This window comes from Kistimonas ophiarachnellae (genome assembly GCF_057552235.1).
In genome coordinates, this window is sequence record NZ_BAAJPA010000013.1 from 66,957 (window position 1) to 79,469 (window position 12,513).

Below are 12,513 nucleotides of genomic sequence, written 5' to 3' on the forward strand. Positions count from 1 at the left end.
CAGGTAGTTCCCCGATAGCTCAGTTGGTAGAGCAAATGACTGTTAATCATTGGGTCGCTGGTTCGAGTCCAGCTCGGGGAGCCAATTTAAAAGTGATGATCGAGCGTTGTCACTTGTTGGGTCGTTAGCTCAGTTGGTAGAGCAGTTGGCTTTTAACCAATTGGTCGTAGGTTCGAATCCTACACGACCCACCATTTTCTAGTGTGCATTGGCACATGCTGTTCCCTGATAGCTCAGTTGGTAGAGCAAATGACTGTTAATCATTGGGTCGCTGGTTCGAGTCCAGCTCGGGGAGCCAATTTAAAGTGATGATCGAGTGTTGTCACTTGTTGGGTCGTTAGCTCAGTTGGTAGAGCAGTTGGCTTTTAACCAATTGGTCGTAGGTTCGAATCCTACACGACCCACCATCTTCCTCTTAAGGCGGGATAGAGTCCGTCGTCCGGTATGGGTCGTTAGCTCAGTCGGTAGAGCAGTTGGCTTTTAACCAATTGGTCGTAGGTTCGAATCCTACACGACCCACCATTTCCTCTTTTATCTCTCTTCGCTATTCGGGCTTCCTTGCCTTCTTTCTCCCTTTAATGCAGTTTCAGTCTTGGCCGTGTCGTGCGCTCAAGCAGATCCTTCACCATGATCAGGCCGGTCCGCCACTTGCCGTAGACGGCCATCTGATGCAGGCGGTAGAGCGAGATATAAAACATTCTTGCCAGAAAACCTTCCAGCATGATGTTTCCGGTGAGGTTGCCCATCAGGTTGCCAACGGCAGTATGGGTGCTCAGTGAAATGAGTGAGCCGTGGTCTTTGTAGCTGAAAGTGCCGGGCGCCTTCCCCTTGAGGCTGTCAATGATGGATCGGGCGACGAGGCTGGCCTGCTGATGTGCCGCCTGAGCGCGAGGGGGGACGGTGTAGTTTTCTCCCTGCTTGTTCTTCAGGGTACATGACGCGCAGTCACCAATGGCAAAAATATTGTCGTCGAGCGTCGTTTGAAGGGTCGGTTTGACGATCAACTGGTTGATTCGGTTGGTTTCCAGCCCATCCAGATGGTTCAGAAAATTGGGTGCTTTAATACCGGCTGCCCAGATTTTCAGTTCCGCTTTAACAAACTCCCCTTGATTGGTTGCCAGTCCATCTTCTGTGACCTCTTTGACGATATGTCCGGTCAGTGTGCGGATGTTTAGTTTGTCGAGTTGCTTTTGCACGCCGACACTGATTCGCATAGGAAGAACTGGCAATACACGATCACTGCCTTCAATAATCGTGATGTTGACGTTTTCCGGTTTGATGGCATCCATACCATAGCGCGCCATGACTTTCGCTGCATAATGCAGTTCTGCGGCCAGCTCAACGCCGGTGGCGCCAGCACCGACAATGGCGATGTTCATCTTTTCGCTGGGATCGTCGGCGGCCTGTGCCCTGAGGTACTCGCTGATGAAGCGGGTGTGCACCTGCTCGGCCTGTTCCCTGCAGTCGAGGGTGAGGCAGTGCTCCTGAACGCCAGGAGTGCCAAAGTCATTCGAATGACTCCCGACGGCAATGACTAGTGTGTCGTATGTCAGTGTGCGCTCAGGCAGCAGTTGCTTGCCATTGGTGTCCACCGTTGCGGCTAAGGTGATTGCCTGTTTCTGGCGATCCAGCTGGATCATTCGGCCGGGCTGGAAGTGGAAATGATTCCAGTTGGCCTGGGCGACATAGTTCAGTTCATCGCTGTAGGAGTTGAGGGAGCCTGCCGCGACTTCATGCAGAAGTGGTTTCCAGATATGCGTCATGCGGGTATCAACCAGCGTGACATGGGCTTGTTTGCGCGCACCGAGTTTTCTGCCAAGGCGGGTTGCCAGTTCCAGGCCAGCGGCACCACCACCGACGACAACGACCTTGTGCAGTTCGTTCTCACTGTTGTTCATGTTGTTTCAGTTCCGGGCTGGCCATTCAATGAGTGGTTGGGTGATCACGGCAGGTACAGCTTGCCGAGGTATCGGGCAATTACGCCGAAGACGACAATCACAACCGCCAGCCACAGCATCATGCGCCATGGGTGGAAGGGTTCCCGTTCGACACTGTTGATACCGGTTGAGGTGACCTCGTCGACGCGACGCTGGTCGGCGTCTGACAGTTTTTTTTGCTCTGTCTGCATAGGGTGTAATCCGCTCAAAAGGCCTGTTTATTATGGTTATAGCGCCACTGTGTGGCGAATGGGTATGGATCATGTGTAAAAAATACTTTACGGGCAAGCTCATGGGCTTGCCAGCTCAGCAGTAATAGGCAGTGTACACTGGTATTCATAATTTTTATGCAACGTGTGTCGTGAGCGTTCAAAGCTGCAGCAGCGCATGATGCCTTGTGTATCAGGATTGCCGGTACAGCTTTCGGTATCAATTGAGAACAGCAGGGGTGAAGGTTCGCTGGCTGTGGCATTAATCTGCAGATGGGTCTGGCGGGTATCTTTGTTGAATTGGTAGTTGAGCTTGAACGGAATGGCGCCCAGGTGTTCTGCAATGAAGGTGAAATCGCCGGAAGGTCCGTGCATGCTGCTTTTGACTGTGCCAACGTAGAGAGTTGTGTGAGGATCAGCGACGCTGGGCTCTTTGACAGTGCAGCGGCTTTTTTTGCCTTCGACAGGATTGCAGCCCGTGAATAGCAGCGTGAACTGGGAGTTGTTGGTGATTGTGATATTGGCCTCGTATTGATCGAGCAGCGCGCGCTCTACGCTTTCCATCTGATCAATGGTGTTGTTGGTTTCAGGGGATGCTGGATTGCCATTGGCTTGGCTATTGATGCTGATCACTGCCGTCAGCAAACATAAAAACAGGGTGTTGATCTTGAGTGGTTTCATGGGATACCTCCTTTTTATTACTCAAATGTGTGGTTTGTGAGTACGTGCTGACCATAGGGATACAGCTAAACTCCATTTAGGAAACGGATTGGCAGTCACAGGTTTTGATTCTTTAGACCTGAGAGGTGCCTTGAGGTTCCGAGTGTTTGTCTGGCTACAGATTTATAGACGATCAGCGGTATTGATGAGGTAAAAAACACCATCCGGGAGAAGGCATGGAAGGCCTACAAGGCAGGCAGATGACATTTTTGGAGCGAGTGAGACTGTTGCCGCTCTCAATACTGGTTTCAGTGCGAGAGGTGCGTCTGGCCCTGCAGGCTCTGCCGTTTGTGATTAACAGGGATTTCCTGCGAGCAGAATTCTGGCGCCGGTTGCTGTTTTCGGGGCGCGATGCCTGGCGATTGAGCCGGGATTATTATTCTGAGCAAGCGACATCAGATGTACATTGCTTTGGTGAAACCCCGCTGCTGACGCTGGCTAGAATCCAAAGACGGGCAGGGATTAATGCTGGCGATGAAGTGCTCGAAGTGGGTGCTGCGACCGGGCGTAATTGTTTCTGGTTGGCAACAGTGATTGGTTGCCGTGTTGTTGGCCTTGAACATATTCCGGAATTTGTCAGTCGGGCTGACAGTGTGGTTAGACGAACTGGCAGTCAGGAAAAGGTGCGCTTCGTTTGTGGTGATATGGGGGAATCACTGCCTGGTGAGCCTGATGTCATTTATCTCTATGGCTCGAACTTGGATGATGACCTGATTACTCGGTTTGCCCAGCGTTGCTGTGAAAAGGGAGAAGGTGTAAGGATCATCACGGTAAGTTATCCCCTGGCAAACTATTTGCGTGGGGCGTTTGAGCTTATTGATGCATTTCCCGCGGTGTTCACCTGGGGGGTGACAACCGTTTATGTACAGAAGGTTGTCCAGGCAGTATAGGCTTGGACAACCCTGTATCTTTCCTAGAGTACTTCAACAGCGACAGCCGTCGCTTCTCCACCGCCAATGCAGAGGCTGGCAATACCTTTCTTCTTACCGTATTGCTTCAGTGCATAGATCAGTGAGAGCAGGATTCTTGAGCCGGTCGAGCCGATGGGGTGACCTTGGGCGCAAGCACCGCCATGCACGTTGACCTTGTTATGATCGAGACCGTGCTCCTGCATGGCAATCATGGTGACCATGGCAAAGGCTTCATTGATCTCGAACAGGTCAACGTCATCTTTGCTCCAGCCGGTTTTGGCTAGCACCTTAGTTAGTGCGCCGACCGGGGCGATGGTGAACTCTGACGGATGCTGGGAGTGGGTGCTGTGCGCGACAATACGGGCCAGTGGTTGCAGGCCGCGCTTCGCAGCTTCGCTTTCCGTCATCAGCAGCAGGGCAGAGGCGCCATCGGAAATGGAGCTGGCGTTGGCGGCGGTGATGGTGCCGTCCTTGCTGAACGCCGGACGCAGGCTGGGGATTTTCTCAATGTTAGCGTTAAAAGGTTGTTCATCCTGGCTAACGGTCTGCTCACCTTTGCGAGTGGTATAGGTGACAGGAATAATCTCAGCCTCCAGTAAACCGTCGTTAGTGGCTTTCTGGGCCCGCTTCAGGGATTCGATGGCAAAGGCGTCCATCGCTTCGCGGGAGAGTTCGTATTTATCTGCGACTTCCTGGGCGAAAGAACCCATCAGTCGACCGGTTTCAGCGTCTTCCAGCCCATCCAGGAACATGTGGTCCATCACCTTGCCGTGCCCCATGCGATAGCCGCTGCGAGCCTTGTCAAGCAGGTAAGGGGCGTTACTCATGCTTTCCATGCCGCCGGCAATCATTATCTGGTTGGTGCCAGCGCGAATCAGGTCGTGTGCCAGCATCACGGCTTTCATGCCGGAGCCGCAGAGTTTGTTGATAGTGGTACAGCCGGTAGCGTCCGGAAGACCGGCTTTGCGGGAAGCCTGTCGGGCGGGGCCCTGTCCAAGGCCTGCAGGCAGGACGCAGCCCATGATCACTTCATCGACTTCTTCAGGGCGGATATTGGCGCGGCTGACGGTCTCTTTGATGGCGATGCTGCCAAGCTCCGGTGCTGTCAGGCTGGACAGCGAGCCTTGCAGGCCGCCCATCGGTGTGCGGGCGCCGCTGACAATTACGATCGATTCCTGGGTCATGTTCGTACCTGTGTAATGGTTGTTGTGTGGTCAGCGGGGAAAAAGTGTAACAGGAAATGACATGCAGGTGCGTATTGCGCAATAAAAGCCTCGGCAGGTGGCGTGACGTGCCGTTTTTGTCTGTTTTTCGGGTTGTATTTATGGGTTTGATTGGGGAATACGACGTTTGTGCGTGGTTCTCTCTTGCATTGTTTTTTTGTCAGGTGGGCGGTCTGCCTGGTTGATGATGTCAGGTGGATGGATGGCGCATGCTTTGATTGTTGTTTTTTTGCAATAATTTGGGAGGGAGTATGAGACGTTGTTTAGGTGCGGTTGGACAAGCTGGTAGATTGTCAGAGGGTTTGCGGTTAAGGGGGTTGGTTGAGAGTCGCACGGATCATGATTCGGCGCATTATCTGAATAGAAAGCTTGCCCGAAATTTATCGGGTGATCAGGGTGTTTTAAAAGATGCCCTGGAATATGATTTGCCCCTGCCAGTTGCTTTGTTCAACAGGAAAATTCTGGTTTTTGTCATTGATAGTTATTTGTGTGGTAAAAGCAGCGATGGCCTGAAACACGATTTTAAAAATAAATTAAAATCCCTGACGGCATGTTTGACCCAGATAACCGATCCTATGAGTGATGCAATTAACGTCAGGTTGCTGGAAGAGAATATGAGAAATCACCCTTTAATGGGGAATGGTGTTCAGTTCAAGGCGTTGTTGAAGCGAGTGATTGACGAGGTTTTTGAAAAAAACAAAGAAATATATGCTGACGCCTATAGCAACTGGCTTCGGATTTTGGCTACCCAGATAGACGAAATGCCAGGCCAGTTTTTTTCCGTCTATCTGTGTAAGCTGTTGGAGCCGGATTCTCATAAGCCTGACCCTTCCTGCTGGGTGGTTGATCCGAAAATTGTGCAGAAATACCCTTCAATTTACCGGCTTCAACGTTTGGGTGCAGTGCTGGGCGTTGTCATTTATGGCTTTTTGACTGTTCTTGTGGGCGCTTATAACGGGAGTACACGAGGTGCATGTGTGATGGATAAGGGGGATGCAAGTAGCATGATCGCCCGACTCTTCTCTGTTGCCGTCACTAAATATAACTATTCAATCGAGCAGGCTTATTCTGAAATTACCCAAAATGCGTCGTTTGTGACGGAGTTGGGGTACGGTTTGGAACCCAAATTTGAGGGGGATGTGCTCGGTACCTTTGAATCAGCCTCAGCCATTTACATGACCCCCCTGGCTTTGTGTGTCCGCAATCATATACCCGAATATATTGGTATATTTTTTGTGATGGCATTGGCGATGGTGTTTAACCTGTTGTTGACCATGCCCTCTCGCATCAGTAACGCCTGCGGTAAAAGAACGCCCGCTGTGGTTCGCTGTGAAGAGGCGCGTCAATTGGTGGGAGTTGCAGCTGCAACCGGTGCCGCCAGTTCTGGAGCGACTGGCAGGGTCGGGCCGGCGCCACTGGCTCAGGCTGAAGAGAGCAGCAGTTAAAAGCGCCTGATAAGCTCATTTCAGACATTTCATGCAGGCACTTTATTATCTGCTGTGTAAAAGCAACGCCAGGGGGCGTGGCTAAGTGAAAAACGGCTATTGACACAGCGCCCCAATATCACCAAAATGCGCCGCATCTCGTCGGGGCTAGGTAGCTCAGTTGGTTAGAGCACAGCACTCATAATGCTGGGGTCGGCAGTTCGAATCTGCCCCTAGCTACCACCGAGGGGATGAACTTTCAGGGGTTGATTTTCAGAACGGAAACGTTACTATACCGGCCTCGATGTCGCCGGGTCTTCTCCGGTGCTTCAAGTTCTCAGTTGGGGTGTCGCCAAGCGGTAAGGCAACGGGTTTTGATCCCGTCATGCGCAGGTTCGAATCCTGCCACCCCAGCCATGTCCTTCCAGGAATGATGGCTAGGTAGCTCAGTTGGTTAGAGCACAGCACTCATAATGCTGGGGTCGGCAGTTCGAATCTGCCCCTAGCTACCACGTTCCTCTGTTGGGGTGTCGCCAAGCGGTAAGGCAACGGGTTTTGATCCCGTCATGCGTAGGTTCGAATCCTGCCACCCCAGCCATCTCCCTTTGTCTTCTGGTTCATTCTGTTTTTTTCTCTTCAAGCGGATCTTCCCTGTTTTCCGTTGTCGCTGTTTCGCATCCTTTTATGCTGTAGTACAGAATGTAGCCATAACAGAGTGCAGATACCCAGAATGCACCCCTGATACCAAAGTGATCGGCAACAATTGCGGCGGTCAGTGGTACGATGCCACCGCCCACTCCGGCGGAGCTGAGAAGTCCCGATGCCTGGGTGGCTGCCATGGGGCTGAGATTCTGCATGGAAAGGCTGTATATCAACGGGTACATCACCGAGTTACACAGTCCTGTCAGTGTGATGGCGATCAGTGCGATGTAGCCATCCGCAAAAATCCCGCATAACACCATCAATAGTGATAGCCACGCGCTGACACCCAGCATGACGCGAGGGCGAACTTCGTGAAGAAACCATGGAGCAAGGAATCGCCCAATTGCAATGCCAAGCCAGTAATAGCCAATAAAGCGAGCCATGGCGGCGGATGTCATGGGCAATGAGAGATCTTTAATAAAGCTCACCATAAAACTGCCCAGCAACACTTCGGTACCGACGTACATGAAAATGGCGATGGTGCCGAGCAGGGTGTGGCGATGGTGCCAGGCTGAATGATTGCCAGTGTGTTGTTTGGAGTCAGTCCCACGTTCTCGTTCATTCTGCAGGATGTCGGGAAGATGCTGTTTTGCGGTCATCATGGCAATGATGCTCAGGCAGATTGCTAACAGCAGGTAGGGCATAACGACGGTGTTAGCGAGAGAAAGGCGATAGGCTGTTGTTACCTGTGTCTCACTGGTGATGGATGGGTAGGATAGAATGGCCGGGCCAGCCATCCAGGGAGTAACGGTCATACCTATTGCGAAAAAACCATGCAGTACCATCAGGCGGCGATGGATGGTTCGGTTATCGCCCAGTGCCGAGGCATAGGGGTTGCTGACCACCACTAAAAAGCACACGCCGGTTCCGATGACAAACAGGGCAATCAGAAAGAGTGGATAGCTTTGTGTCCAGGCGGCGGGTAAAAAGAAAAAGCATCCGGCTGAGGTAAAGCCGTAGCCAATTGTCATCCCTGTTTGGTAAGACGTCCTCCGAATGACCAGGCTGGCGGGGGTTGCAAGCAACAGGAAGACCGAAAACCAGGTGAGTTGGATTAAGAGTGCTCCCTGGTAATTCAGGCTGAAGACTTCTTTCAGGTGGGGAATCAAAACATCATTCAAAGACACTAATACCCCCATGCATGTGAATAGCAGGGCAATGGATAGCAGTGCTCTTGTCTGTGATGTCGGAGACGAATGCCTCTGAGGTGGGTTATTGCCTGTTTTCATCATTTCTGCTCCCTGCAGCCATAGGCTTGGAGTCAGTGGGTGTTGAAATGTTCCAGTACCGAGCCAGAAATTTTCGCCTTGTCGTTCGGGCGACCGTTGAGATGCACTATCGTTTAAGGTGTGAGGTGGGTCGGATGGCCGTATTAGGCGTTGGGTTGGTCGATTTTGGCGGTTTTTCGCGCGATTTTAATGATAAATACATATATCTGTTGCGCTCTTAAGACCAAAAACGCATGTATTCATATATAATGTGCTCCGACAAAGCCTCCATGGACAGGTGAAGGCTCAAGAACAAGGGATAAGAAGAGAGTGGTCGCTAACAAAAATGATTGCTTGCTCCCATCGGGGGGCTGATGAACAGGATTTGTGTCAGAGAGCAGCAACTATGACAGTAAAGAGTTACGATGTACTGATCGTCGGTGGTGGTGTCTCGGGGACTGCCCTTCTGTATGAGCTGGCCCGTTACACGGATCTCGGCCGTGTAGGTCTGGTGGAAAAGTACAGTGATTTTGCCACCGTGAACTCCAAGGGCACCAATAACAGCCAAACCATCCATTGTGGCGATATAGAAACCAATTACACCCTGGAAAAGGCCATCAAGGTCAAGCGTACGGCCAGCATGCTGGTGAATTTTGCCAAGGCGCTGCCAGCGGAGGAGCGTGACGGCATTATCTTCAAATACCCGAAAATGGTGCTGGGGGTTGGTGAGAAAGAAAGCCAGTTTATCCGTGACCGTTTCAAGGTTTTCCGCGAGCACTACCCTGAAATGCAGCTGCTGGATAAAGAGGGTATTGCTGAAATAGAGCCTGCAGTCGCCAAGGTTGGCGATGAATACCGGCCCGAAGAGCTGGCGGCGATTGCTATCACGGATGAGTATACGGCGGTCGATTACAAGGCGCTCTCGGTGGCTTTTGTGAAAAAGGCCAAAGAGGTTGAGGGTAAGACGATCGATGTCCACCTGAATACCCAGGTGCAAAACATAGAGACGTCCGGTGACTTGCACCGTGTTGTGACAGATAACGGTGTCTATGAGGCCAAATTCGTTGTGGTGTGTGCGGGCGGACACAGTCTCCTGCTGGCCCAGCAGATGGGTTACGGTCTCAACTTCTCCTGCTTACCGATGGCAGGTAGCTTTTATTTCACCCCTCGGGTATTAAACGGCAAGGTGTATACCGTTCAGAACGATAAACTGCCGTTTGCCGCGATCCATGGTGATCCTGACGTGCTGGTGGAGGGAAAAACCCGTTTTGGGCCGACTGCACTGATTCTGCCCATGCTGGAGCGCTACAATCCCCGGACCATTCCCGAGTTCTTCAAGGTGCTCAAGCTGGATGGTGCGGTCTTCAAAGTGTTCTGGGACCTGTTCAAGGTGAAGGATATCCGGAACTATATTTTCAAGAACTTCCTGTTTGAGATTCCCTGGGTGCGAAGGCGCCTGTTCCTTAAGGATGCCCGAAAGATTGTGCCATCGCTGCAGCTGAGTGATGTCACCTTTGCGTCTGGTTTCGGGGGGATTCGTCCGCAGTTGATCGATAAAACCAACAAGGAGCTGATGCTGGGTGAAGCCCGGATTAATCCCGGTACCGGCATTATCTTTAATATGACGCCATCACCGGGCGGCACCAGCTGTCTGGGTAACGCAGAAAATGACCTGCGTGAAATCGTGCGTCATCTGGGTTGTCAGTTTGATGAAGCGGCTTTCAATGCAGAAATGCATAATGAGTAAATGAAAATGCCCGCTTATCGTTAGAGGCCGCATTTGCGGCCTCTTTTGTTATTTGGTCGTGTTGTTCATGGCGACCACCTCTCCACCTTCCAGTTTCCAGCCCCTCAGTCCAGCGCTGAAGTGGCGGATGTTCTTAAAGCCTTCTGATGCGGCCCAGTCAGCGGCGCTATGCCAGGCAATGCAGTGGGTACCGCCGCAATAGACAACAACAGTCATGTTTTTGGGATCTTTAAGGTGGGCTTTCAGGCTGGCTTTGTCATTAAAGGAAATGGCGCCGGGAATATGTCCGCTGGCGTATGTTTCAGGGCGGTTGGCATCAACCAGCAGCACTTTGCCTGTAGGTAGCTCTTGTCGCAGTTCCTGATAAGTCATATCCGGATACTGCTGTTGATACTTGGCCAGTGTGGCGATGGTTTGGTTTTCGCTGTCAGGGCAGGGTGCGCTGTTCTTCGCTGTTGTACCTTCGCAGGCCGACAGATGCGCGTTGACTAGCAGGCTGAAGCAGCCGAGTAGTAATGCGTGCTTGATGGATCGATACGGCATGGCTTGAAAATGCGTCTGTAGAAAGAATGAGCTGACAGTATAGGTGTTCCGGTGAAGTTTGCCGGGTGGGGGGGGCGGGATACCCTGCAGGCAGTGCGTCCCGCGCGATGTGGGTCAGGAGATGCTTATTGTCTGTAGAGCCTTCAGGTAGTCGGCGGATTGTTTATGCTGTTTGATCAGGTCGGCAATGGTGCCCTGATCGGGGCCGGGTGCTTGAAGGTTTTTGCCTTCTTCAACAAAAAACTGGAGGAAGCGCTCGAAGTTCTCTGCCGTTAGCGCGCGGTAAGCCCGCAACAGGATGTGGTAATCCGGATGGGTGTGGTCGGCAGGCTCAAGCGCCAGAAAGGTTTTCAGCTGCTCATCGCTCAGGATTTCACCGATGACTTTCTGCTTGTCTTTTTTGTTCATGGGTAGGACTGCCATTGCTTGTGGTATTTATGGTGATCGATTGTATGGCGAAGGAAAAAAACTGCAACCGCGGCATTAAACAGAAAAAACAGTCGTGAAAACCGTTTAAAAACTGCCCTGTGGCTATACTGGACTCATGTCTGCACAAGATTCCCCATCATCAAGTACAGCCTGTTCTGATGAGTCAAAGCGTGAGGTGCTGCGCTGGTCTGGCCGGGATACCGGCTGGTTGTCCAATCTGTTTGGTACGGCGGTAGGGGCGGGTGTCTTGTATCTGCCTATTAATGCCGGGCGTGTCGGGTTTATTCCCCTGGTTGTGATTGCGCTGCTTGCCGGGCCTATGATTTGGTTTGCTCACCGGAATCTGACGCGCTTCTGCCTGGTGGCTGAACGGCCGGATGCGGATATTACCTCGACCATGAGTGATCATTTTGGGCAGCGGTGGGGTAGTCTGTTAACGCTAGCCTACTTTTTGAGTATTTATCCGATCCTCCTGTTGTATGCCATTGGGTTGACCAATGTGACCGAGCAATTCTTCCGCTATCAACTGGAATGGCCAGCGCCTCATCGCAGTGTGATCAGTTTTGTTTTGCTTGCCGTGTTGGTCATTGTTATCAATAAAGGCGAGCGTTGGGTGTTGTCGGCGGTGGAGTCGCTGGTGATGCCGCTGGTGGTTATTCTTGTTGGTATTTCGTTGTATTTGATACCGCAGTGGCATCTGGATCATCTTTTTCTGATGCCTGCACCGACTGAACTGGTCATGTCGGCGTTCGTCGTTATTCCCATGCTGATTTTTTCCTTTAATCATTCGCCGGCCTGTTCAGCTTTTGCACAGGCATATCGCATGGCTTTTCGGGATACAGCATTGTGTGCGCGAAAGACGGATCGAATCCTGGCGGTGAATGCCGGTTTGCTCCTGCTTGTGGTGATGTTGTTTGTGTTTTCCTGTGTCTTGTCGCTGACCCCTGCTGAAATTCAGGTTGCCTTGCAGGAAAACGTCCCTGTCTTGAGTGTGTTTGCCAGCCGTGAAGGCGCAGGTTTTTTCGCGTTAATTGCTTCGGTGATTGCGTTTCTGGCAATCACCAGTTCTTTCTTTGGTGTCTATATGGGGTCTATTGAGGGTGTCGGTGGGTTGTTCTGTTTGCTGGCTAAACGGTTCACGTCCATTCCTGTACACAGTGATGTCAGTACGCGGATTGCCAAGGTGTTGATCTTTTTGAGTTGCTGGTTGGCGGCGTGTATTAATCTTAGTGTGATTGGTGTGATTGAAGGGCTATTGGCACCCCTGCTGGCGGTAATTTTGTTCTTTATGCCGGTCTACGGTTACTACACAATTCCGGCATTGAAGCACTATCGTAATCCGGTGTTTGATGTGTTTACGGTGGCGTCGGGTGTGATAGCGATCAGTGGCTTTATTGTTTCGAAATGGTTTTAGTGTCGGAAAATCGGACATAAAAAAGCCTGCATCAGCAGGCTTTTTT

11 protein-coding genes and 9 tRNA genes are annotated in these 12,513 nt (G+C 51.6%); 13 read left to right on the forward strand and 7 right to left on the reverse strand.

What is annotated here, in order from left to right:
* Window positions 1-8 precede the first annotated feature (8 nt).
* The 5 genes from AC27K1_RS16310 (at window position 9) to AC27K1_RS16330 (ending at window position 522) form a co-directional block, all read left to right on the forward strand.
* Window positions 9-84 (forward strand) — tRNA-Asn (locus AC27K1_RS16310).
* A 34-nt stretch (window positions 85-118) separates the two neighbouring features.
* Window positions 119-194, forward strand: a tRNA-Lys gene (locus AC27K1_RS16315).
* Between the two features lie 28 nt (window positions 195-222).
* A tRNA-Asn gene (locus AC27K1_RS16320) sits at window positions 223-298 on the forward strand.
* Between the two features lie 33 nt (window positions 299-331).
* A tRNA-Lys gene (locus AC27K1_RS16325) sits at window positions 332-407 on the forward strand.
* Window positions 408-446: 39 nt separating this feature from the next.
* Window positions 447-522 (forward strand) — tRNA-Lys (locus AC27K1_RS16330).
* Window positions 523-575: 53 nt separating this feature from the next.
* Here AC27K1_RS16330 and AC27K1_RS16335 read toward each other — a convergent pair.
* The 3 genes from AC27K1_RS16335 to AC27K1_RS16345 form a co-directional block, all read right to left on the reverse strand.
* Window positions 576-1,898 (reverse strand): NAD(P)/FAD-dependent oxidoreductase, encoded by a 1,323-nt coding sequence (locus AC27K1_RS16335; protein WP_487151877.1) that lies wholly within the window; start codon window positions 1,896-1,898, stop codon window positions 576-578.
* A 44-nt stretch (window positions 1,899-1,942) separates the two neighbouring features.
* Window positions 1,943-2,128 carry a DUF3094 family protein gene (locus tag AC27K1_RS16340; protein ID WP_395184245.1) on the reverse strand — a complete coding sequence of 62 codons (186 nt, stop codon included), beginning with the start codon at window positions 2,126-2,128 and terminating at the stop codon, window positions 1,943-1,945.
* A gap of 99 nt (window positions 2,129-2,227) precedes the next feature.
* Window positions 2,228-2,827, reverse strand: a complete 600-nt coding sequence (locus AC27K1_RS16345) for a hypothetical protein (RefSeq protein WP_487151878.1) — start codon at window positions 2,825-2,827, stop codon at window positions 2,228-2,230.
* 215 nt (window positions 2,828-3,042) lie between these two features.
* Between AC27K1_RS16345 and AC27K1_RS16350 the strand changes: the two genes are divergently transcribed.
* A complete protein-coding gene (locus AC27K1_RS16350) occupies window positions 3,043-3,756 on the forward strand; it encodes an SAM-dependent methyltransferase (protein ID WP_487151879.1) in 714 nt (237 codons plus the stop codon).
* A 23-nt stretch (window positions 3,757-3,779) separates the two neighbouring features.
* Here AC27K1_RS16350 and AC27K1_RS16355 read toward each other — a convergent pair whose 3' ends face one another.
* Window positions 3,780-4,961, reverse strand: a complete 1,182-nt coding sequence (locus tag AC27K1_RS16355) for an acetyl-CoA C-acyltransferase (RefSeq protein WP_487151880.1) — start codon at window positions 4,959-4,961, stop codon at window positions 3,780-3,782.
* Between the two features lie 290 nt (window positions 4,962-5,251).
* Here AC27K1_RS16355 and AC27K1_RS16360 point away from each other — a divergent pair, with 290 nt between their 5' ends.
* The 5 genes from AC27K1_RS16360 (at window position 5,252) to AC27K1_RS16380 (ending at window position 7,022) form a co-directional block, all read left to right on the forward strand.
* Window positions 5,252-6,445 (forward strand): hypothetical protein, encoded by a 1,194-nt coding sequence (locus AC27K1_RS16360; protein WP_487151881.1) that lies wholly within the window; start codon window positions 5,252-5,254, stop codon window positions 6,443-6,445.
* A 145-nt stretch (window positions 6,446-6,590) separates the two neighbouring features.
* Window positions 6,591-6,667: transfer RNA gene (locus AC27K1_RS16365), tRNA-Met, on the forward strand.
* 99 nt (window positions 6,668-6,766) lie between these two features.
* A tRNA-Gln gene (locus AC27K1_RS16370) sits at window positions 6,767-6,841 on the forward strand.
* Between the two features lie 18 nt (window positions 6,842-6,859).
* Window positions 6,860-6,936: transfer RNA gene (locus AC27K1_RS16375), tRNA-Met, on the forward strand.
* A gap of 11 nt (window positions 6,937-6,947) precedes the next feature.
* Window positions 6,948-7,022: transfer RNA gene (locus tag AC27K1_RS16380), tRNA-Gln, on the forward strand.
* Between the two features lie 19 nt (window positions 7,023-7,041).
* On the opposite strand, the gene AC27K1_RS16385 is transcribed toward AC27K1_RS16380, so the two are convergent.
* A complete protein-coding gene (locus AC27K1_RS16385; protein ID WP_487151882.1) occupies window positions 7,042-8,253 on the reverse strand; it encodes a sugar MFS transporter in 1,212 nt (403 codons plus the stop codon).
* Between the two features lie 487 nt (window positions 8,254-8,740).
* Here AC27K1_RS16385 and AC27K1_RS16390 point away from each other — a divergent pair, with 487 nt between their 5' ends.
* The gene (locus tag AC27K1_RS16390; protein WP_487151883.1) at window positions 8,741-10,081 is read left to right on the forward strand and encodes an FAD-dependent oxidoreductase; all 1,341 of its coding nucleotides are present in this window, start codon (window positions 8,741-8,743) and stop codon (window positions 10,079-10,081) included.
* A gap of 48 nt (window positions 10,082-10,129) precedes the next feature.
* Here the strand turns inward: AC27K1_RS16390 and AC27K1_RS16395 are convergent, their stop codons facing one another.
* Both AC27K1_RS16395 and AC27K1_RS16400 read right to left on the reverse strand, forming a co-directional pair.
* The gene (locus AC27K1_RS16395; protein WP_487151884.1) at window positions 10,130-10,624 is read right to left on the reverse strand and encodes a rhodanese-like domain-containing protein; all 495 of its coding nucleotides are present in this window, start codon (window positions 10,622-10,624) and stop codon (window positions 10,130-10,132) included.
* Window positions 10,625-10,738: 114 nt separating this feature from the next.
* Window positions 10,739-11,032 carry a PA4642 family protein gene (locus AC27K1_RS16400; RefSeq protein WP_487151885.1) on the reverse strand — a complete coding sequence of 98 codons (294 nt, stop codon included), beginning with the start codon at window positions 11,030-11,032 and terminating at the stop codon, window positions 10,739-10,741.
* Between the two features lie 136 nt (window positions 11,033-11,168).
* Here AC27K1_RS16400 and AC27K1_RS16405 point away from each other — a divergent pair, with 136 nt between their 5' ends.
* On the forward strand, window positions 11,169-12,467 hold the full coding sequence (locus AC27K1_RS16405) for an amino acid permease (protein WP_487151886.1): 1,299 nt from the start codon (window positions 11,169-11,171) through the stop codon (window positions 12,465-12,467).
* Window positions 12,468-12,513: the final 46 nt, after the last annotated feature.

Excerpts from the sequence above, each read along its gene's own strand:
- AC27K1_RS16335 (WP_487151877.1), bottom strand. The coding sequence starts at position 1,898 with ATGAACAACAGTGAGAACGAACTGCACAAGGTCGTTGTCGTCGGTGGT.
- AC27K1_RS16340 (WP_395184245.1), bottom strand. The coding sequence starts at position 2,128 with ATGCAGACAGAGCAAAAAAAACTGTCAGACGCCGACCAGCGTCGCGTC.
- AC27K1_RS16345 (WP_487151878.1), bottom strand. The coding sequence starts at position 2,827 with ATGAAACCACTCAAGATCAACACCCTGTTTTTATGTTTGCTGACGGCA.
- AC27K1_RS16350 (WP_487151879.1), top strand. The coding sequence starts at position 3,043 with ATGGAAGGCCTACAAGGCAGGCAGATGACATTTTTGGAGCGAGTGAGA.
- AC27K1_RS16355 (WP_487151880.1), bottom strand. The coding sequence starts at position 4,961 with ATGACCCAGGAATCGATCGTAATTGTCAGCGGCGCCCGCACACCGATG.
- AC27K1_RS16360 (WP_487151881.1), top strand. The coding sequence starts at position 5,252 with ATGAGACGTTGTTTAGGTGCGGTTGGACAAGCTGGTAGATTGTCAGAG.
- AC27K1_RS16390 (WP_487151883.1), top strand. The coding sequence starts at position 8,741 with ATGACAGTAAAGAGTTACGATGTACTGATCGTCGGTGGTGGTGTCTCG.
- AC27K1_RS16395 (WP_487151884.1), bottom strand. The coding sequence starts at position 10,624 with ATGCCGTATCGATCCATCAAGCACGCATTACTACTCGGCTGCTTCAGC.
- AC27K1_RS16400 (WP_487151885.1), bottom strand. The coding sequence starts at position 11,032 with ATGAACAAAAAAGACAAGCAGAAAGTCATCGGTGAAATCCTGAGCGAT.
- AC27K1_RS16405 (WP_487151886.1), top strand. The coding sequence starts at position 11,169 with ATGTCTGCACAAGATTCCCCATCATCAAGTACAGCCTGTTCTGATGAG.